The sequence below is a fragment of the Bacillus sp. Au-Bac7 genome (assembly GCF_021341655.1).
Classification (GTDB): Bacteria; Bacillota; Bacilli; order Bacillales; family Cytobacillaceae; genus Niallia.
In genome coordinates, this window is sequence record NZ_JAJTTG010000006.1 from 136312 (window position 1) to 157677 (window position 21366).

At 39.4% G+C, this 21366-nt stretch carries 21 protein-coding genes; 9 read left to right on the forward strand and 12 right to left on the reverse strand.

The features are described from left to right. Positions 1-25: 25 nt before the first annotated feature. Entirely contained in the window at positions 26-547 is a 522-nt protein-coding gene (locus LXM54_RS18665) for a DoxX family membrane protein (protein WP_233316757.1), read from the reverse strand. Positions 548-741: 194 nt separating this feature from the next. Further along, on the reverse strand, positions 742-1350 hold the full coding sequence (locus LXM54_RS18670) for a TetR/AcrR family transcriptional regulator (RefSeq protein WP_233316758.1): 609 nt from the start codon (positions 1348-1350) through the stop codon (positions 742-744). Between the two features lie 185 nt (positions 1351-1535). On the opposite strand from LXM54_RS18670, the gene LXM54_RS18675 reads away from it, so the two are divergent. After that, on the forward strand, positions 1536-2294 hold the full coding sequence (locus LXM54_RS18675; RefSeq protein WP_233316759.1) for an SDR family oxidoreductase: 759 nt from the start codon (positions 1536-1538) through the stop codon (positions 2292-2294). Between the two features lie 40 nt (positions 2295-2334). On the opposite strand, the gene LXM54_RS18680 is transcribed toward LXM54_RS18675, so the two are convergent. The 4 genes from LXM54_RS18680 to LXM54_RS18695 form a co-directional block, all read right to left on the reverse strand. Then, entirely contained in the window at positions 2335-3063 is a 729-nt protein-coding gene (locus LXM54_RS18680) for an amino acid ABC transporter ATP-binding protein (protein ID WP_233316760.1), read from the reverse strand. After that, a complete protein-coding gene (locus LXM54_RS18685) occupies positions 3050-4507 on the reverse strand; it encodes an amino acid ABC transporter substrate-binding protein/permease (RefSeq protein ID WP_396953792.1) in 1458 nt (485 codons plus the stop codon). The genes LXM54_RS18680 and LXM54_RS18685 overlap by 14 nt, the downstream gene beginning before the upstream one ends. A gap of 458 nt (positions 4508-4965) precedes the next feature. After that, entirely contained in the window at positions 4966-5262 is a 297-nt protein-coding gene (locus LXM54_RS18690) for a spore coat protein (protein ID WP_233316761.1), read from the reverse strand. 22 nt (positions 5263-5284) lie between these two features. Beyond that, positions 5285-5488, reverse strand: coding sequence for a hypothetical protein (locus LXM54_RS18695; protein WP_233316762.1), 204 nt, complete (start codon positions 5486-5488; stop codon positions 5285-5287). 271 nt (positions 5489-5759) lie between these two features. On the opposite strand from LXM54_RS18695, the gene fabI reads away from it, so the two are divergent. Continuing rightward, positions 5760-6539, forward strand: coding sequence for an enoyl-ACP reductase FabI (fabI, locus tag LXM54_RS18700; RefSeq protein ID WP_233316763.1), 780 nt, complete (start codon positions 5760-5762; stop codon positions 6537-6539). A gap of 43 nt (positions 6540-6582) precedes the next feature. Here fabI and LXM54_RS18705 read toward each other — a convergent pair whose 3' ends face one another. The 4 genes from LXM54_RS18705 to LXM54_RS18720 all read right to left on the reverse strand — a co-directional run bounded on the left by LXM54_RS18705 (position 6583) and on the right by LXM54_RS18720 (position 10652). Next, entirely contained in the window at positions 6583-8430 is a 1848-nt protein-coding gene (locus tag LXM54_RS18705) for a DHA2 family efflux MFS transporter permease subunit (protein ID WP_282581421.1), read from the reverse strand. Between the two features lie 9 nt (positions 8431-8439). Further along, positions 8440-9090 (reverse strand): HlyD family secretion protein, encoded by a 651-nt coding sequence (locus LXM54_RS18710; RefSeq protein WP_233316764.1) that lies wholly within the window; start codon positions 9088-9090, stop codon positions 8440-8442. Then, entirely contained in the window at positions 9087-9539 is a 453-nt protein-coding gene (locus LXM54_RS18715) for a MarR family winged helix-turn-helix transcriptional regulator (protein WP_233316765.1), read from the reverse strand. Before LXM54_RS18715 ends, LXM54_RS18710 begins: the two co-directional genes overlap by 4 nt. A gap of 258 nt (positions 9540-9797) precedes the next feature. After that, positions 9798-10652, reverse strand: a complete 855-nt coding sequence (locus tag LXM54_RS18720; protein ID WP_233316766.1) for a manganese catalase family protein — start codon at positions 10650-10652, stop codon at positions 9798-9800. Between the two features lie 247 nt (positions 10653-10899). Here LXM54_RS18720 and LXM54_RS18725 point away from each other — a divergent pair, with 247 nt between their 5' ends. Beyond that, positions 10900-12231: a GntT/GntP/DsdX family permease gene (locus LXM54_RS18725; protein ID WP_233316767.1), complete on the forward strand. Its 1332-nt coding sequence runs from the start codon at positions 10900-10902 to the stop codon at positions 12229-12231. Between the two features lie 57 nt (positions 12232-12288). Here the strand turns inward: LXM54_RS18725 and LXM54_RS18730 are convergent, their stop codons facing one another. Then, positions 12289-13134, reverse strand: coding sequence for a MurR/RpiR family transcriptional regulator (locus tag LXM54_RS18730; protein ID WP_233316768.1), 846 nt, complete (start codon positions 13132-13134; stop codon positions 12289-12291). A 149-nt stretch (positions 13135-13283) separates the two neighbouring features. Here LXM54_RS18730 and gnd point away from each other — a divergent pair, with 149 nt between their 5' ends. Then, positions 13284-14180 carry a phosphogluconate dehydrogenase (NAD(+)-dependent, decarboxylating) gene (gnd, locus tag LXM54_RS18735; protein WP_233316769.1) on the forward strand — a complete coding sequence of 299 codons (897 nt, stop codon included), beginning with the start codon at positions 13284-13286 and terminating at the stop codon, positions 14178-14180. Positions 14181-14212: 32 nt separating this feature from the next. Here the strand turns inward: gnd and gntK are convergent, their stop codons facing one another. Beyond that, a complete protein-coding gene (gntK, locus tag LXM54_RS18740) occupies positions 14213-15757 on the reverse strand; it encodes a gluconokinase (RefSeq protein WP_233316770.1) in 1545 nt (514 codons plus the stop codon). A 489-nt stretch (positions 15758-16246) separates the two neighbouring features. Between gntK and LXM54_RS18745 the strand changes: the two genes are divergently transcribed. From LXM54_RS18745 to LXM54_RS18765, 5 genes are all read left to right on the forward strand, one after another. Beyond that, positions 16247-17551, forward strand: coding sequence for an ABC transporter substrate-binding protein (locus LXM54_RS18745; protein ID WP_233316771.1), 1305 nt, complete (start codon positions 16247-16249; stop codon positions 17549-17551). Between the two features lie 69 nt (positions 17552-17620). Beyond that, complete coding sequence (locus LXM54_RS18750; RefSeq protein WP_442780509.1) at positions 17621-18493, forward strand: carbohydrate ABC transporter permease; 873 nt, start codon at positions 17621-17623, stop codon at positions 18491-18493. After that, entirely contained in the window at positions 18480-19367 is an 888-nt protein-coding gene (locus tag LXM54_RS18755) for a carbohydrate ABC transporter permease (RefSeq protein WP_233316772.1), read from the forward strand. Before LXM54_RS18750 ends, LXM54_RS18755 begins: the two co-directional genes overlap by 14 nt. A gap of 52 nt (positions 19368-19419) precedes the next feature. Then, a complete protein-coding gene (locus LXM54_RS18760) occupies positions 19420-20010 on the forward strand; it encodes a YesL family protein (RefSeq protein ID WP_233316773.1) in 591 nt (196 codons plus the stop codon). A 34-nt stretch (positions 20011-20044) separates the two neighbouring features. Beyond that, positions 20045-21346, forward strand: a complete 1302-nt coding sequence (locus LXM54_RS18765; RefSeq protein ID WP_233316774.1) for an alpha-glucosidase/alpha-galactosidase — start codon at positions 20045-20047, stop codon at positions 21344-21346. Positions 21347-21366: the final 20 nt, after the last annotated feature.

Genomic DNA, 21366 nt, shown 5'->3' on the forward strand with positions numbered 1-21366 from the left:
CGCACATGCCTTTTAGCTTCTATATTTACGCTCTTAAATTTGGAGATAACGGCTTTTCTTCTTTGTCTTTCATGATGTACTTTCGCAAGATTGGCAGCACCCATCTGTCTAGGCCATAGTAGCCTGCATTTGCGCCAGCAAACATAATGATCATTCCCATGAGTATATCTGTTGGGTTATGAGAAATCGTACCTGCGAGAATGAAAGAGAAATTCATCACAACTCCAAAGAATGTAGCTGCAGTTGTCAGACAGCCAAGAATTAAGCCTAACCCTACCAGCAATTCGCCAATCGGAATTAATACGTTAAATAGTCCAACATTAGGAAGTGCAAATCCTTCTATAAAGCTCGTATACCAGCCGTAAACGGCACCGTCAGGACCTGTGACAGGATTTTTAATCGCATTTGTTAAAAATCCGCTTGCATCAAAGCCCTCGCCAGTCAGTTTTCCGAAGCCGGATTTAAACCAAGAATATCCAAGGAATAAACGAATAACAGTTAAAACAATGGCAGCAATCTTATTTTCTCTAATAAAGGCATTAATCATAGTTTTCATCCTTCCTTTATTTCAATATTTCTTACAAGTTAAATATAGCAAAAAAAGAGGGAAGAAAATGATTATTGTGAAACAGTTCACAAAGAAGCCAAGATATTGTGTCTGATATTTGAACATTTATTAAAGAGTGTGTCAGAAATCACTGTAATGTGATTAAGGAGAAGCTCCCAGTTACGAAGGGAGCTTTACTTCTCGATGCTTGGTTTTATTACAGAAGCTGTTGTATTTCTATTGATGATTAGCAATAATTGCTCTGCCATATAGCTTGAGCTGTATTTAAAACCGCCTTTAATCCATTCAACGAGCAGACCAAAGAGGGCGTAGGCAGAATAACTAGCAGCTAGTTCTTTGTCTATGGGGGAGTCCACTACAGGTGTATGAAAATCTTGGAGCGATAATTCCTTTAGAATTTCACACAGTCTATACTGGAAACTATGCAGCAATTCTGCATGGATAATCAGCTTATAAAAGTTTGCGTTTTTTTGGACATGGTCGAACAATTTAATGGCATTTGCCGTCAGTTTACTTACTTCAAAGATTTCGGAATTTTTATAAGGTTCCCGGTAAGAAGCAACCAAATCAGTAATAATGTCATCAATAATTTCATTCAGCAAATCTTCCCTATAAGTATAATGCTTATAGAAGGTGCCGCGATTCAAGTCTGCTAGCTGGACGATATCTGTTATGGTTATTTCCTTAAAGCTTTTTTCCTGCATAAGGGAAAGAAATGCTTCTTTTAGTGCTCGTTTTGATTTAATCACTCGCCTATCAAGGTATTCATTTTTATTAGACATATTCCACCTCTAATGTTCATCAAAAAGGATTTGGCAGCAGAAAGCCTGCGATTTGTTGACTAATAGACAAATTCCACTTTATTTGCTGATTGTCCTTCATCGTTTAGTGTCATTATACTATAAGTGTAGTAAAAATTCGCAATGTTGAAAGCGTATTCTAACAGTTCATATATGGGGGTATCTTAATGAGACTTGAAAACAAGGTTGCAATCGTAACAGGTGCTGGTTCTGGTATGGGAAAACAAATTGCTCTTCTTTATGCAAAGGAAGGAGCAAATGTGGCTGTATCAGACATTAATTTGGATGCAGCAAATGCAACAGTAGAAGAAATAAAAGCAAATGGCGGCAATGCATTCGCAGTATCAGCGAACGTGGCAAAAGAAGAGGACATACAAAATCTTATAGATACAACAGTGCAAAACTATGGAACGCTCGATATTCTTGTTAATAATGCTGGAATTATGGATAATTTTGAACCTGCAGGCGATATTTTGGACGAGAATTGGGAAAGAGTATTTGCCGTCAATACAACAAGTGTTATGAGAGCAACACGGAAGGCGCTGCCGATTTTCTTGGAAAAAGAGAGCGGTGTGATTATCAATGTAGCTTCAGCTGGAGGCTTGCAAGGAGCAAGGGCAGGTGCTGCTTATACAGCTTCTAAGCATGCTGTTGTCGGCTTCACTAAAAACACTGGCTTTATGTATGCCCAAAAGGGAATTCGCTGCAATGCAATAGCTCCAGGAGGCGTGGAGACTAATATCAGTGCTTCAATGACAAATGTTAACCCATTTGGAATGGGCAGAGTACAACCGGGGCTAGGTGTAAACCCTCGTATCGGCAAGGCGGAAGAAGTCGCAACCGTTGCTCTATTCCTCGCATCAGATGAATCAAGCTTTGTTAATGGAACAGTGATCACTGCAGATGCAGGGTGGACAGCATTTTAATAAAAACAGGCGTACCAGAAGGTACGCCTGTTTTCTTAGATTAAAGTACTTTGTTTAAGAAGTCTTTAGTCCGTTCGTTTTGCGGATTACCGAAGATCTCCTGTGGAGTGCCTTGTTCGACAATATAACCGCCATCCATAAATATAACTCTGTCTGCTACTTCTCTTGCAAATCCCATTTCATGTGTCACGATAACCATAGTCATGCCTTCTTGTGCCAATTGCTTAATAACATTGAGCACTTCTCCAACCATTTCAGGGTCAAGGGCACTTGTTGGTTCATCAAACAGCATAATATCTGGATTCATTGCAAGCGCACGGGCGATAGCCACCCTTTGTTTTTGACCGCCAGATAACTTCGCTGGGTTTTCTGGAGCCTTATCCTTTAATCCAACACGATCTAAAAGCTGAAGGGCTTTTTCTTTTGCTTCTGCCTTGGTTGCTTTCTTCAATTCGACAGGAGCAAGTGTAATATTCTCCAGAACACTCAAGTTTGGAAAGAGGTTAAAGTGCTGGAAAACCATTCCGATATTTTCTCTTACCTTGTTAATATCAGTGTTTTTATCTGTCAGCTTTTGGTCGTTAACAACAACTTCTCCGCTTGTTACTTCCTCCAGCATATTCAAACAGCGCAGCAAGGTACTTTTTCCAGAACCAGAAGGACCGATAAGGCAAACGACTTCACCTTCTTGGACCTGCACATCAATCGATTTTAAAACTTCAAGGTTTCCATATGATTTTTTCAGATTGGTCACTTTAAGCTTTGCCATTTTTAATCCTTCTTTCTAAAACATTTGATACTTTAGTTAGTATTGTAATAACAATTAAGTAAATCACGCCGACGATAATCCACATTTGGAATGATTCCAGATTTCTTGCAATGATGATTTTACCGCTTTGTGTCAATTCGTTTATGCCAATAATAGACAGAATCGATGTATCTTTCAGTGTTATGACAAACTGGTTAATAAATGCCGGAATCATCAATTGAATAGCTTGTGGAAGAACTACCTTCATCATAGCTTTTCCATAAGGAAGTCCTAAACTGCGGGCAGCTTCCATTTGGCCTTTATCTACAGATTGAATACCGCCTCTGACGATTTCAGCCATGTAAGCACCAGCATTTAAGCTTAATGTAATGAGACCTGCAACAAATGCAGTGATTCGGAAATCAAATGCAGCCGGTATACCAAAGTAAATGAAGAATGCTTGGACAATCAATGGTGTTCCACGGAAAATATCAATATAAATCATTGCAATAGTGCTTAAAACTTTACTTTTTGCAATTCGCATTAAGCCAAAGACAATTCCCACTATTGTTGCAATAATTAAAGAAACAACAGTAAGGATTAATGTCATTTTTAATCCTGTCATCAAGCTTGGCATGCTTTCTTTTAGAAGTCCGAAAAATCCAGTGTCTTCTGCAGCAGCGGTGTCAGAGCCTGTTTCCAAGTATTTATCCATGATTTTCTGGTATTCACCAGATGCTTTTAAGTTTGCAAGTCCTGCGTTAAACATTTCTAAAAGTTCCGTGTTTTGGCCTTTTGAAACAGCAAATCCGTAAGAAGCGCCTGCTTCTTTTTCAGTCACTGTTTTTAAGCCATTGCCTTGTTTAATTCCATATGCTAATACAGGGTAGTCATCAAATACAGCAACGGAATTTCCTGTTTTTACATCTTCGTACATATTTGCAGAGTCATCAAAAGTAACAATATTAAAGCCATATTCGTCTTTAATGCTTTCAGCGAAGCTTGCACCTTCCGTTCCTGTTTTAACAGCGACCTTTTTGCCTTTTAGGTCATCGTAGGAAGTAACAGTGTCATTATCTTTACTAACAGCCATGATGATTCCAGAATCAAAATATGGATCAGAGAAATCAAATTTCTGTTTTCTTTCATCGGTAATGCTCATTCCCGCAATAACTGCGTCAACTTGCTTTGATTCTAATGCCTGAACGGCAGCATTAAACCCAAGCGGTTTAATTTCGTATTTAAAGCCTTGGTCTTTTGCAATTGCTGCAACAAGGTCCATATCAATTCCAACGAATTCACCACTCGTATCTTGGAATTCAAATGGAGCAAAAGTAATATCTGTAGCAATCTGATATGTTTTTTCTGCAGCCTTCACATTTGTTAGTGGAGAAAGCATGCTTAAGGTAGTCAGTAAAACTACAAAGAACAAAATTAACTTTGGAAATCTTTGTTTTATCTTCATTCATATAGCTCCTTTTGTACTTTTTCTGTGTTGGGAAATTAGGATAAATAAATCCTTTTTAATAAACATTTGTTTGTATGTAAGATAATCTGACATAAAACATAATTAAAATCATACTAAATAAACGCAAAATTGTACAGATATGATTTTTAATTGAGTATAATTTACCTTTTTATTAATAATTGCATTAGTTCTTTCATACAGCTTGTTTTCTGATATGAAAGAGGTTTCATACCTAGCGATGAAGAAGGTAACGGCAAAATTTCTTCTATGATAGTTTTTTTTGTTTGGCGTTTGCTTGATAAAAGAAATGCTTTTTCTAATTCGTTTTATTTTTTCTTACAATGGTGTATCTAATGCCTGTAATTGAAAAAATTTTTCTATAGCTTTTTAAAGAGGGAAGGGGAATGGGTGGATGCTTAAAAGCGTACATGTTTATGCACGCTTTTAAGATAGGTTTACTTAAATTGATTGTCTGGGTGAAGATTGTTTTGCATGAGTTCTTGTACTTTGTTGATTTGATCTGTTGAGGCAATCTCTGTTTTGTACCAGCCTTTGTCATCCATGATTGAAAAGAGCTCGTATTGGTTGGAGCTGGCATTGGCATAGGCTCCTTCGTAAATCACTCGCAGTCCTTGATGCTTTGTCTCGAGTATAACGTTATTGATGCTATGGCAGCGGCCTTTTTCAAGCTCCAAACAAAGCTGGAGCAATTCCCGGTCTGTCAGTCCGCGTCCTTCGATATTGTTTGGCATAAGATCATTCCTTTCCCATAAGCTATTGAATATTTTGCGTCCTGTTAAAATATTGGGATAGGTCGGCAATCTTTAACTGGTGCTTTTCTGCCATTGCTTCCAATATGTTTTTTAATGTTTCATCCTCACATTGTGTTGCACACCAATTTAATGTTTTAGCGGTAATTGCTTCTGCACGTATCTCATCCTCAATAAATGCCAGTTCCTTCATTGTTAGTTCGGTCAAAGCTTACTTCACCTCCCACAACCATATATGCTTAGTATTGTTTCGGTACGGCTGTTTTATCCTTGTTTGCAGATAATGGCTGTTTATTACGAAGATATTCGGATTTAATAACATGCTCTTACGCTATATGAGCCATAATATAGGCATCGATCCGATTACGATAGAAGGGGCTTATTTAAATTAGATTTGTTTATGCTATAATAGTATTAGAACCAAGTACTAAAACTAGGTGTAATATTATGAATACGACTTGTCGAACTAGGGGGACAATATGGAAGATTTATTAAAGCTAAAAGGCAAAAATATCGTCATTATGGGCGTTGCAAATGAACGGAGTCTAGCTTGGGGTGTGGCTAAATCATTATTTAAAGCAGGTGCAAATCTGATATTTACATACCGTCTTGACCGCTCTCTTGCTAAGTTGAACAAATTGCTGGCAGATAACAGCTATAATGCCGATTTGATTGTGCAATGTGATGTTAATAGTGATGAAAGCACAAAAAATGCCTTCCAGGAAATTGGGGAAAAGGTTGGCGTGATCCATGGAATCGTCCACTCTGTTGCGTTTGCTCATTCGGAAGATTTAAAGGGAGATTTCATTAATACTTCAAGAGAAGGATATGCATTTGCACAGGATACTAGCAGCTATTCATTAGTTGCTGTTGCAAGGGAAGCGAAGCCCTTCATGACAGAAGGCGGATCTATCACGACAATGAGCTATCTAGGAGCAGAACGTGCTGTAGGCGGATATAATGTGATGGGTGTTGCTAAAGCAGCACTAGAATCTTCTGTGAGATACTTGGCATTAGACATGGGTAAAGATAATATCCGCGTTAATGCAATCTCTGCTGGAGCAATCCGCACACTCGCTGCTAAAGGTGTCGGTTCATTTAATGAAATTCTTCATAAGATTGAAGATACTGCGCCATTGAAACGGAATGTAACACAGGACGAAGTTGGTGACATGACATTAGCTATGATCAGTGAGCTGTCCAGAGGGGTTACAGGCGAGATCATTTATGTAGATTCAGGCTATAACATTCTAGGGTAATATAAAGCAAAAAAACGAGGCTATGATATAGCCTCGTTTTTTATTATTTAGATTTTGTTCTAGGCGTTGATCTTCTAATGAAAAATGCTAAAAGAAGAGCTAGTGCCGAGATACCTGTAGCAACGATAAAAGCATCGTTAATTCCGTCAATTGTCGCTTGCTGAACTGCTTTCCCATAAATAGAGGATACAGCCAGTGCCTGACCAGAGCTTGTCGGAATGCCAGCTAATGCTGCAAAGCCTTGACCAAGCTGTGCCATTTTTTCGGCGATAAATGGATTATCACTTGTAATAATATTGCTGTAATTAGCAGTATGGTATGTGGATCTGTTTGTCATAACGGTAACAAGGAATGCTGTCCCAATACTTCCTGCAACTGTTCTTGCAGTATTAGAAGCAGCTGTACCATGACTTGTTAAATGCATAGGCAGCTGATTCATTCCTTCTGTCATAACTGTCATCATGATAAACGACATTCCGAACATGCGGAAAATATAAAGCATCATGATATGTGCATAAGTTGTTTGCATCGTCAATTGGGTAAAGCCCCATGTTGTCAAAACAGTAATGACAAGTCCAATAACTGCGAGCGGTCTTGCCCCGAAGCGGTCAAACAGCTTACCGGCAATCGGCGACATGATACCCATCACGATAGCACCTGGGAGCATTAATAGGCCAGAATCCAATGCTGTAAAGCCACGGATGTTTTGCAGGTAAACAGGGAGCAAGATCATCCCAGCAAACATTGCCATATTAACAACCATGCTTACTACTGTAGTTAAAGCATAAATATCATATTTAAATACTCTTAAATCAAGCATCGGTACATCTGTTGTGAATTCACGCCATACGAATAGAACTAAGAACACAATCCCGATGAAAAGAGATAAGACAACTACACTGCTGTCCCAGCCATCGTTTCCAGCTTCACTGAAACCGTACAGTAAGAAGCCCAACCCGATAGAGGAAGTAATAAAGCCCCAAAGGTCAAATTTAGGATTTGTACGCGGTGTAACATCTCTCATCCAAATGGAGGCGATAATTAAATCGATAATACCAAAAGGAATGACTAGATCGAAAAGCACCCTCCAAGAATAGTGTCCGATAAGCCAACCTGAAAGTGTCGGTCCGATTGCAGGGGCAAAGATCATGGCAACACCCATGATACCCATTGCAGTTCCTCGTTTTTCAGGAGGGAAAATAGTTAAGAATGTTGTCATTAGAAGCGGCATAATGACACCTGCTCCGGCTGCCTGAATAACGCGTCCAACCATCAGCATGCTGAATCCGGTGGAGACAGAACAAACTAATGACCCTATCGTAAAGGCACTCATTGCAAGGATTAATAGTTTCCTTGTACCAAGCTTGCTGATTAAAAACGGAGTAATTGGAATGAATATACCGTTTGTCAGCATATAGCCTGTTGTCAGCCACTGTACAGTGCTTGTTGATACATTCAAGTCGTTCATAATATGCGGGATGGCAACATTCAATAATGTTTGGTTCAAAATCGCAACGAATGCGCCGAGCATAACTGCAGCAATAATTTTGCCTTTACTGCCTTCAAAATCAACCTTCGCTTTTTCTTTTACTGTTTTTTCTACTTCAGGTATTTCTTCTTCGCCAGGTTTTTCGGCATCATCTACATCTACGACATACTCTAGGCTTGGCTCTGTAATCGCAGATTTTGCTAATGTATCATTTATGGCATCATCCATCGGACTCTCTTCAGCGATGGAGCTGGTTTGCAATGTTTCTTTATTAAGGATTGGTTCATCCTTTTCATAATTTTTTGCCGGTTTTGGCTTCCTGCTTTGTTTCCTAATCAGGTAATTGATGGTGAGGAGCAATATAATGCTGATCACTGCATAACTTGCGATATATATCGTCATCGTCATCACCTACTTATGAATTCGCACAGTTACATTCATACCAGGTACTAAATCTAAACCACCATAGTTATCAATCGAGATTTTTACAGGAATGACTTGCGTTTCTTTTGTGTAGTCGCCTGAAGAATTGCTGCTAGGAAGCAAAGAGAATGTGCTTGATGTTGCTAAGCCTAAAGAATCGACTTTACCAGTAAGAGTTGTATCTGGATATGCATCTACATAAAGATCGACATCTTGACCGACCTTTACATCATTTAAGTCCGTTTCATCAACATTTGCTGTAACCCAAAGATTGTTCATATCATATGCTTTAGCAAGAGAAGTACCTGCTGCTACGAATGAGTTTTCTACTGCTGAAGATTGGACAACCGTGCTGTTAGCAGGAACGTTTACATTGATTTTTGAAGTTCCAGTTTCTGTTGTTACTTCAACTGTACCGATTTTTTCGTTTTTGCCGAATTTTTCTCCGACATCACCGCTCCAGTTCGTTAATTTACCTGTTGCAGGGGAAGCAATGCTTACTTGCTGTCCAGCGATTTGGGCATTATCTGTTGAGATATACGAAACTGATTTGTCATAGAAATAATAGCCGGTAAAACCGCCGCCTACTAAGACAACTAGTAGGATGATGTTAATAAGTATCATGCGTCTTGCATTCATTCTTGAAAGTCCTCCTTAGAATTGAGAATCGTTAAGATTTTGTTGTTTAATTCAAGCAGTTTTTGTATATCTTCGTCTGGGAATTGCATTATTTCTTTTATTTTGCGGGCAACGACAGAGTCAGAATGCATCAGTGCTTCTAATTTTTCATTTCCTAGCTTTGTCAGATGTAGATTGACAGCTCTTCTGTCGGTTGTTTGAGTTGTCCGTTCAATCATATCCTGCTGCACAAGGCGGTCAATCACACCGCTGACAGTACTTTTTGTCAGACGTAATTTGTCTGCAAGCTCGCCTAAGCTTATATTCGGCTGAAATGAAACCCGATATAAAGCTTTTAGCTGAACAGCAGTCAAACCCATCCGGTCTGCATCTTCCTTTAGGAGCTGATAGTAAGCCTTGCTTATTCTTGCGTACGATCGAATCAGCTCATTGTTTAAAGCTTCTTTCACGCCATGCCTCCTTTTCCCTTATGAAATAAACTACCCAACCAGACATAAAAAATGCTGGAATTAATACCTTGTCAAAAATAGTTCGTATACGAACTATATCGCAAGAGCTATCTTCGCATAATTAATTAGGAGTATCATTAAAAGAAGTTAAAAAAATGATGAGAAAATAATGAGTGGAAAGTAGCTATATTAAAATAGAAGAAAAGCGGTTTATAAAACAGAGGAAAGACCCTTTTCAAAGGAAAAGGGCCATAGAAATCAACTGTTTAAATCATATAATCCTGGGCTGTGCTCATTTGGCATATCAGGAAGTTCAGGGACAGGATAGCCTTGAGGAGGCTCAACGACTTTAAGCTCTCCTTTATTTCTGCTTGGTGACTCACCTTGGAAAATCTCGCCGATTCTAGTGTCATCAAGACGGAAGTTGAATTGAGCATTATGGAAGCCTAAGTCTACATACTTGCGGCATTCAGGGTACTTATTGATGTCATAGTTTGGAACTGGGAATAGTTTTGCCCAGTTTACGCCTAATGTTTCAAGTGCTTTGGCGAAGGCATTTTGGTGTGCGTTGTCACGAACAATTAAAAATGCCAAAGTTTCACGGAATGTTTTGTTTGAGCTCATTTCATATAAACGTGATTTTTGCAAAACACCTGTTGACTCAAGAACTAAGTTATCAAGAAGATCAGCAACTAAGTTCCCGTGGCTGTATACATAGTTTCCTGTCCATGGGTTTCCACCGGCATCAACTGGCAGAGAAGCCTGTGCACCCATTATATAATGATGTGGGTTAACATTTTCTGTTGCAACATGAAGTGGTGCATTGCTTTCGCCAACAGAACCTACACCTATATCACCTGAACCATTGAGCAGCTGATTAATAGTTGTCTGAACGAGCTCCACATGGCTTAGCTCTTCAAGGAATACACCACGGATCAAGTCGCGATATTGTTTAGCTTTTCCACGGAAGTTAGCACTTTGGAAAGAGAACTGCATCATTGTTCTCATTTCTCCAAAACGTCCGCCTAATGCTTCTTGAAGGACTTTTGCTGCGGCTGGGTCTGGTTTATCAGGAACAATTACATTTATTAAATCTTCTTTATAGAAATACAAGATGATACCTCCAATGGTATTTTTTTAATTTTTATCATTTTTTATTGTTGATTAATTTTCTTTTTTTATTCCACCCTTTTTAGAAACGAACCAAAAAGGGGATAGTAAATATATAATGAACAATCGAAATTGTTAAAATATTTTTTTCGAAAATAATAGTTGATGAAAGAAATTTTTTTTCGTATAATAAGTACATAGGAAATGAAAACACTTACAAATAAACAACTTTGACTAGGAGGTACATCATATGGATGCCTACTTATTAATTATCACACTAGTTTCAATCGTCCTTGTTATATTAGGAGTTTCCCTGTTTAAATGGCATGCATTTATCAGCTTAACAGTTGCAAGCTTATTTCTAGCCATTTTCTCAGGACTATCTTGGGATAAAATTGTAAGCGCTTATGAGACGGGCGTAGGTGGCGTATTAGGTCATTTAGTCGGGATTTTGGCGCTTGGAACAATACTTGGAAAAATGCTGTCCGAATCTGGGGCAGGGCTGCAAATTGCAAACTTCTTTGTTAGAGTTTTTGGAGAAAAGAAACTGCCATGGGCAATGTTCTTCTCTGGGTTTATTATCGGAATTCCCGTTTTCTTTGAAGTTGGTATTTTAATACTGCTTCCACTTGTTATCTCTATACAGAAAGCAACAAAGAAAAACATTCTTTTGATTGCTTTGCCAGGTATTGCTGGTTTGTCAATCGTTCATGGTTTAGTGCCGCCGCATCCAGGTGCTATTGCGGCAATCGGAATCTTTGATGCAAATCTAGGAAAAGTATTGCTTTACTCACTTATCATTGCACTTCCAGCCGGGATTGTCGGCGGACCGCTGTTTGCTAAATATATTTATAAACGTGTTGTACCACAAGGCGAGCCAGAATTAGTTCGTGTGGAAGAAAAAGACGAAAAGGCACTGCCAAGTGTAGGTATTTCTTTCTTCTCTATCTTGCTGCCTGTTATTTTAATGATTATCGGAACTGCTGCACCATATATGAAATTCTTGCCTGGTGAAGTTCAAAAAGCACTAGCATTTATTGGAAGTCCATTGGTTTCACTGCTGCTTGCTGTATTCTTTGCATTCTATTTCCTTGGCTTCAAGCAGGGAATAGGCAAGGAAAAATTGAAAAAATTCACAGAGGACTGCATCTTGCCAGTCGGATCAATCGTGTTAATCATCGGTGCTGGCGGAGCATTTAAACAAGTGCTGATTGACAGTGGTGTTGGTACTACAATCGGTAATATGTCTGAAAGCTTATCTTTGTCTCCATTAGTTTTAGCCTTTATGATTGCAGGACTTATCCGAATTGCGACAGGGTCTGCGACAGTTGCTTTAACAACTGCAGCAGGAATTGTGTCTCCAATAATTGCAGGTATGTCTGGAGTTAATGTGGAATTGCTTGTATTAGCAACAGGAGCAGGTTCCTTAATGTTCTCTCATGTCAATGACGCTGGTTTCTGGATGGTGAAGGAATATTTAGGATTGTCAGTAGAGGAAACATTCAAAACTTGGACAGTTCTTGAGACGGTTCTTTCATTCGTTGCCTTTGCAGGAGTATTGATTTTGGATCTGTTTGTATAATAAATAAAGAAAAAGGGTGCCAACCTTGAAGCTATCAAGGTTGGCACCCTTTTTATGTTACATTCTCGTATCGGAGATAGCATTTCTGATTTTCTTTAGTGACTTATTGGCTGTATCTTTATTTAAAATCATCATATTAACATACAGAGCATCAATCAGGCTTAATTGAGCAATCCGGGAGGAAAGGGCCTCAGACCTGAATTCTGTTTCCTCTGAGCTTGTAAACAGTGCCACATCTGCATGTTGAGCGATTGGTGATTTTGGATATCCTGTAATGCTAATCGTTTTGGCGCCATTGGTTTTTGCTGTTTTTAAGATATTGATTGTATCTTTGTTCGTACCGGAATGGGAGATGACGACAGCTACATCACGATCAGAAAGCTGGGAGGCAGACATCAGCTGAAAATGTGAATCAATGAATGTAAACGCTTTTATTCCTGTGCGCACAAATTTATGAAATGCATCCATTGCAATGACTGCTGATCCTCCAGTTCCATAAAACTCTACACGCTGTGCTGCAAGCAAAAAATCTGCCGCTTTTTGTATGGACGAACCGTTTACCAGCTGCAAAGTATTTTCCAATGTGCGAATATTCGACATAAACACCTTTTCTGTCACTGTTTTCACATTATCCTGTTCATTTATCTCTTCATGGATATGCTGGATAGGCTCAATGATTTCAGATGCGAGCGCGATTTTCATCGCTTGATAGCCTTTAAAGCCTATTCGTTTGCAAAATCGAAATACAGTTGCATCTGCAACGTTTAAATCCTCTGCAAGCTCATTGATTGTACTGTGAATAATTTTTTCAGGGTTTTCTAATATATAATCTGCAATCTTTTTTTCTTTTTCACTTAGTCTTGCATAATAGGAGCGGATTTTTCCTAAGCAGTTTTGTGCCATATCATTTGATTCCTTTCGACATATTATAAGTATAGTATAGCATATTCAAAATTAGAAAAAATATTTTTTAATACGCTTTCATTAATGAAAAAAATTTCGTATAATAAAGATGAGAGAGAAAATTTTTTTCATGAGGGAGCGTTATAAAAATGAATATTGGATTAATAGGTCTAGGAAAAATGGGATTCAATTTAGCAGAGAATTTATTGGATCATAATTATAGTGTAACAGCTTTTGACGTAAATGTAAGCGCTGTAGAAAAAATTTCAGCAGCTGGTGCCCTTGGTGTAAAGACAATAGCAGATTTAGCTGCTAGTTTGCCAAGTCCGCGGGTGATTTGGGTAATGGTACCATCAGGAAAAATTACCGAGGATGTTATCTTAGAGCTTAGCGAGCAATTAGAAGAAGGGGATATTATCATAGAAGGTGGCAATTCCCATTATCAGGACACAAAAAGGAGAGCAGCTGAGCTGAAGACAAAAGGCATTCATTATCTTGATGTAGGCACTAGCGGGGGAACAAGTGGAGCTAGAAACGGTGCGTGCATGATGATTGGAGGAGACAAAGACGTCTTCACAAGTGTGGAAGGCCTTTTTAGAGATATTTGTGTGGAGAATGGTTATTTATATACAGGAGAAATTGGCAGCGGCCATTTCTTAAAAATGGTTCATAACGGAATTGAGTATGGAATGATGCAGTCAATTGCAGAGGGGTTTGAATTGCTTGAGAAAAGTGAATTCAACTTTGATCATGAGCAGGTTGCGAAAGTTTGGAATAATGGCTCTGTCATCCGCTCATGGCTGATGGAATTAACACAAAATGCCTTCTCGAAAGATCCAAAACTTGAAAGCATTAAAGGAGTAATGCATTCATCAGGAGAAGGAAAGTGGACACTGGAAACAGCACTTGATCTGCAAGTGGCGATGCCTGTGACTGCGATGTCGCTTATGATGCGCTACCGTTCGTTAGAGGAGGATACATTCACAGGAAAAGTCGTAGCTTCATTAAGAAATGAATTCGGAGGCCATAGTGTAGAGAAGAAGTAAAAAAAGCTGCAGCTAATTGCTGCAGCCTCTTTTTATTTAACCCACTTGCGCTGGAAGTCAGCGATATACTCATACTCATTATTAAGCAATCTGGAGATACGGATAAAGATTGGTGTTAAATCTTCATAGATGACAACATTCTCTTTGATAGGCTTATGAGCATGTGTGCTGCCGACAAGCTCTTTCATAATGCTGAAATCTTCAATTTCTCCAAGTCCATACATGCCGAGAACGACTGCACCAAGGCAAGAGCTTTCAAAGCTTTCAGGGACTGTCACTTCCTGATTAAAGATGTCAGCCATCATTTGCCTCCAAAGCTCAGACCGGGCAAAACCGCCAGTAGCCTGGATTTGCTTCGGCTCACCGATTACCTCCTGCAAAGCAAGCATTACTGTATACAGATTTAATATAACGCCTTCAAGCACAGCTCTAACCATATGTTCTTTCTTATGGTGAAGACCAAGTCCAAAGAAGGAGCCTCTTGCGTTCGAATTCCAAAGCGGAGCTCGTTCTCCTGCTAAATATGGATGAAACAGAAGTCCGTCTGCTCCAGGAAGAACGCGGGAAGCAATCTTCGTTAACACTTCATACGGATCAATGCCTAGACGCTTTGCAGTCTCCACTTCTGATGAAGCCAGTTCATCACGAACCCATCTGAACGTCATTCCGCCGTTATTGACAGGACCGCCGACTACCCAATGGTTTTCTGTGAGGCAGTAGCAGAAAGTCCGCCCTTTTGGATCTGTCACAGGTTTATCTGTTACAGTTCGGATTGCACCGCTCGTGCCGATTGTGACAGCTACCACGCCAGGATCAATAGCATTTACACCTAGATTGGATAGAACTCCGTCATTGGCTCCAACGATAAAAGGAACTTCTTGAGAGAGACCGAGCTCTAAAGCAAGCTCTTCCTTGAGACCTGTGACAGCGTGTGTTGTCGGAACAGGTAAAGGCAAATGGTCTGGAGTTATTCCAGCAATTTCAAGTGCTTCTTTATCCCAGTCAAGCTGTTCTAGGTTAAACAAACCTGTAGCAGAAGCAATGGAATAATCGACAATGAATTCTCCAAAGAAATGATGAAAGATATATTCCTTTATACCAATAAATTTAGCAGTTTTTGTGAAGATCTCCGGATGATCAGCTCTAAGCCAAGCGATCTTTGCAAGAGGAGACATCGGATGGATTGGAGTGCCTGTGCGCTTGTATATTTCCATCCCATTTAACTCATTCTTAATTTTATCTGCCCATTCAGCTGAACGGCTGTCTGCCCACGTGATGCATTTAGTCAGGGGTTTGTTTTTATTATCGAGAGCAATTATACTGTGCATCGCAGCACTGAAGGAAACAAGCTTTAATTTCTCCAGCTCGACATTACCTTTTTTCAATGTAGTCTTGATTGCTTCTTTCGCAGCAGAAAGTATTTCATCAGGGTCTTGCTCGGCAATGGCAGGTGCAGGGCTGTAAAGCGGGTATTCAACATGATGCATGCTGATTACCTTGCCAGCTTCGCCGAATAATACAGCTTTTGTGCTTGTCGTTCCAATATCAACACCTAAATAGAAGGAATCCTTAAACATTACGAAATCTCCTTTATCATAAAATCCTTAAATATAAATTAAGAGTAAACGGTAACAAAAAAAATTTCTAGAAAACATAAACTTGTTAGAAAAATTTTTTCTTCTCTTTTATTTTAAAGCATCTTTTTTATTTTTGGAACTGTTTTCATTAAAAGAATAAAAGAAACAGGACAAGAAATCAAACATCACGGCGACAAATATCCCTTCGTAACTCGAATTATAGGGAAATTTTTGTAAGGGATATTCTTGAAAAAGCGGAAGCGGGCACTTAGACTAAAACTTGTAATTGGTAGCGGTTACATATTGCGCTATTAGGAATGATCCCCGTCTGACATCATAGAAATACAAAATTTTTTCTTTAAGTTTGTAAGCGGTTGCAAGTTTGTCTGATGTTTTAAAGAGATGAACGTGTTAGACTCTGAGTTTATTTAAGGGAGTGGGGTCCTCTTGGATAGTCAGAAATCAAACAGAGAAAAGAGGGGAAGAAACATGAAAAAAAGCAAGCTGATTTTGTTAACAATCGTCATGATTTTAGTGCTTGTGCCAATACTGCAAGCCTGCAGTTCCAAATCAGGCACTTCGGGGTCAGACGATACAGTCCAGCTCACCTTCTCAGCATGGGGAAATCCAGCTGAAATAAAGGTGTATCAAAAAGCGGTCGATGGATTCATGAAAGAAAATCCAAATATTAAAGTGAAGTTAGTACCAATCCCAAGTGATGGGTATATTCAGAAGCTGCAAACACAGCTGCAAGGAAGCCAAGCACCAGATGTATTCTATGTCGGTGACGGTGATATTTCCAAAATTATTGAAACGGGCAAGCTTGCACCGCTCGGTGAATTTATGAACAGCTCGGAAAGCTATGCAAAACCAGATGAATTTGCAGAAGGGTTATGGGGAGCGGCTAAAAAAGACAATGAGATTTACGGCATCACAGTCGATTGCAATCCGATGCTTATATATTACAATAAAAAGCTGTTTTCAGAGCTTGGAATTAAGTCTCCTCAGGACTATTATGACGAAGGCAAATGGAACTTCGAAGCGATGAAGGAAGTGACTGATGCCCTGCGTGACGGCGGCAAATACGGATTAATTGTTGATAACTCATGGAATACTCTTTTCAGCTGGATTTGGGCTAACGGCGGGGAAATTTACAACAAAGAGACTGGCGAATTCATTCTCAATCAAAATGAAAAAGGAATTGGCGCAATGAGTTTCTTGGAGCAAATGATTAAAGGAAAGAACTTCACTTATTCAGGATCTCTGCCGAAAGGTCAAGGCTCTGAGGCGATGTTTATGTCAGGGCAAGTTGGCATGGTTACTGCAGGCAGATGGTTCACACCACTTTTCCATGAAAATAAATCATTAGAATGGGATTATATTTCATGGCCATCTAATACAGAAAATAAGCAAGAGCCTGTTGCCATTCCGACTGCATATCTAGCTGCTAATAAAGATTCAAAAAATAAAGAGGCGGCGATGAAATTTGTTTCTTACTACACATCTAAGGTAGGGCAAGAGCAGCGTCTTAACGGTATCGGAAATGCAATTCCTTCTATCAATGGTATTGATGAAGCAATTACTAGCTCCAATGTTCCAGAGCATGTCAACTATATTATTGAAGCAAGGGAAAAAGGCTATGCAAACGCAATTCAATCCACCATTCCTGGGTTGGATAAGGAAGTCAATGACATAATGGACTTGATGTATCTTGGCAAAGATGATGCCCAGACAACTGTAGATAAACTGACGAAAAAAGCGAAAGAAATGATTGAAGAACATAAAGCGGAATAAAAAAGTAAATGGAGGAAGGGGAAGGAATTCCTTTCCCCCTTCTATTTTAAAAAAAGTGGGTGAACGCTGATGAGAGGCCGACAAAATCTTTGGGGATATGCATTTTTAGCTCCGCAATTAATCGGATTAATACTATTTTCATTGATTCCAGTTATCTTCACATTAACATTGAGCTTTATGAAATGGGACGGGTTTGGCGCTAAAGAATTTATTGGGTTAGCTAACTATATCGATCAATTTCAAGATGCCGACTTTTGGAAGGCCTTAGGAAATACGGTTTATTATACAATTTTAGTCATTCCTGTCAGTATCGCTTTGTCATTAGCGGTTGCAATTGCTCTCAATAAAATTAAGGGCAAAAATTTCTACAGACTTTTTTATTTTATGCCTGTTGTTACAAGCTCTGTTTCTATCGGGGTTATCTGGATGTGGATTTTAAATGGAGACTTCGGCATATTAAATCAAATTCTAGTAAACTTTGGAATTAAAGGACCAATGTGGCTGACAGACACAAACTGGGTCATGCCATCGATTGCTATTCTAAGTATCTGGTGGGGACTAGGACATAATATGGTTATTTTTTTGGCAGGCCTGCAGGGGATTTCTAAATCCTATTATGAGGCGGCAGAAATAGACGGAGCAACAAAGTGGCAAAAGCTTCGCCATATTACCTTGCCTCTGCTATCACCAACGACCTTCTTCATTGCTATAATGGCAATTATTTCTTCTTTCCAAGTTTTTGATCAGGCTTATGTTATGACAAGCGGAGGACCTGCTAAATCGAGCTACACGTTTGTGTATCATATTTACGAAGCCGCCTTTGTTGATTTCAAAATGGGTATCAGCTCGGCAGCAGCAATGGTATTGTTTGTCATCATACTCGCATTTACGCTAATCCAATTCAAAATGTCGAAAAGGTGGGTGCATTATGAAGATCAATGACGTACCGGTTAATACAGCCCCCAAGCCTGTGGTTCCATTGCCAACAAAGAAAAAAATCTCTGTTCTGCGCATATTGCTCCATCTTGTCCTAATTGCTGGTGCCTTTTTGATGGTTGCACCTTTCCTTTGGACAATAAGCAGCTCACTGAAAGATATGTCGCAAATTTTCCTTGTGCCGCCGAAATGGTTCCCTAATCCTATTAATTTCCAAAACTATCCCAATTCCTTAACAGCCATGCCATTTGCAAAAGCTTATTTTAACAGCTTCTATATAACAGCAGTTGTTGTGCTTTTAAACTTGCTGACTTGTTCCATGGCTGCATTTGCTTTCGCAAAAATGCGCTTCCGCGGTTCCAATCTGCTGTTCATTATGTTCTTGGCAACAATGATGATACCGAAGCAAGTGACGATGGTGCCATTGTACTTAATTATGGATGCCTTTGGCTGGATTGATACACATCTATCCTTAATTGTTCCAGCTGGCTTGTTTAATGCATTCGGGGTGTTTTTATTGCGGCAGTTTATTAGAGGGATACCGAATGAACAAATCGAGGCAGCTGTATTAGATGGGGCAAACCCAATTCGGATTTATCGAAGCATCATACTGCCATTGATCAAACCAGCACTTGCTGCCTTCGGAATATTTGCCTTTATGGGAATATGGAACAGTTTTTTAGAGCCGCTGATTTATTTAACTTCACCAGAAAACTTCACTGTTCCGCTGCTCTTGAATACCTTTAAAGGCTTATATTTTACAGACTGGTCCTTGATGATGGCTGGAACGACCATTTCCATTATTCCAGTTATTATTGTCTATATTTTTGCCCAAAAACAAATTATTGAAGGCATCGCCTTAACGGGCTCTAAAGGCTAAAGTCATTGATGGTTAGAACTATCCTTAATGAGGTGATCTTATTAACAAGCTGATGAATGCGTGCACATGGATATACCGCCTGCTGTATGCTAATCTTCTCTGGCTGCTGTTTACAGCCGCAGGACTTGTCCTGTTTGGAATTTTTCCTGCAACTGCAGCCATGTTTTCTTTAACGAAACAATGGCTCGAGGGAGCGGGAGATGACCATATGTTCCGAGAGTTTATGCTAAAGTTCAAAGCGTATTTCATCCAGGCAAATATTTTAGGGGCAATCGTTCTATTTACTGGTATCTTGCTGTATGTTGATTTCCATTTTTTTTTACAAGCAGAGAGTACTATTTTTGTAGTTTTCAGATATACTCTACTGACTATTGCATTTGTTTATATCATTATGCTTCCATACTTATTTCCTCTATTAGTGGAAAAGAAACAAACTATAAGGGAAGTGCTGAAAAGTATGCTGTTTATGAGCATTACCCGGATTGCACACAGCGCAATTATGGTGATCGGCACTATCACGATTTTTGCTGTTTTCAGCCGATTCGCCGGCTTCTTCTTGTTATTCCTAGGAAGCACGATAGCGCTGTGGCTGACTTGGAATGTTAATACAGCATACAGGAACATACTGCGTAAACAAGCATAGCGGTTTTATAGAAGAATAGAGGGGAGAAAAACATATGTCCAAAATTACTTTCATCGGAGCAGGAAGCACTGTGTTTGCAAAAAATGTACTAGGAGACTGCATGATGGTCCCTGCACTGGAAGGTTTTGAGTTTGCTCTGTTTGATATTGATGAAGGCCGCTTGAAGGATTCGGAAAATATGCTGAACAATTTGCGTAACAACTATAATTGCTCTATTACGATAAAAGCTTATTCCAATCGGAAGGAAGCATTAAGAGGAGCAAAATATGTGATAAATGCCATCCAAGTTGGCGGGTATAAGCCTAGCACAGTTATCGACTTTGAGATTCCGAAAAAATACGGTCTGCGTCAAACAATTGCAGATACTGTTGGAATTGGCGGTATTTTCCGCAGTTTAAGGACTATTCCTGTCATGCTTGAGTTTGCGAAGGATATGGAAGAAGTTTGTCCTGATGCCTTGTTTTTGAATTATACAAACCCAATGGCAGCACTTACTGGTGCGATGCTCCGTTATACGAATGTTAAGACAGTCGGACTGTGTCACAGTGTTCAAGTTTGTACATCCCATCTTTTAAAGTCTTTAGGGATAAAAGCTAGTAATGTAGAGGAGAAGATTGCGGGGATTAATCATATGGCATGGCTTTTGGAAGTAAAAGCAGACGGGCAGGACTTATATCCAGAAATAAAGAGGCGTGCGAGAGAAAAGCAATTGCAAAAGCATTCGGACATGGTCCGGTTTGAATTGATGGAGAGATTTGGTTTTTATGTGACTGAATCATCAGAGCATAATGCTGAATATCATCCATATTTCATTAAGAAGCGCTATCCTGAATTAATTGACCGCTTTCAAATTCCGTTGGATGAATATCCGCGCCGCTGTGTTCAGCAAATCGAAAACTGGGAAAAAATGCGCAAGGAGCTTGTACATAACAGCAATCTAACACATGTGCGCTCCCACGAATATGGTTCAAGAATTATCGAAGCGATGGAAACAAACATCCCTTTCAAATTTGGAGGCAATGTTTTAAACACAGGCGGCTTAATCAGCAACCTGCCTGAAAAGGCATGTGTCGAGGTGCCATGCCTTGTTGATCGCAACGGGATATTGCCATGCTATATAGGCGAGCTTCCAGAGCAGCTAGCTGCATTAAACAGAACTAATATCAATACACAGCTGCTGACAATTGAAGCTGCTGTCACCCGGAAAAAAGAATATATTTATCAAGCAGCCCTGCTGGACCCTCATACTGCAGCTGAACTGTCTATTGATGATATTGTTGCCATGTGTGATGATTTAATTGAAGCACATGGAAGCTGGCTGCCGAATTACGAATGAAAAATGGATGCATCTATTAT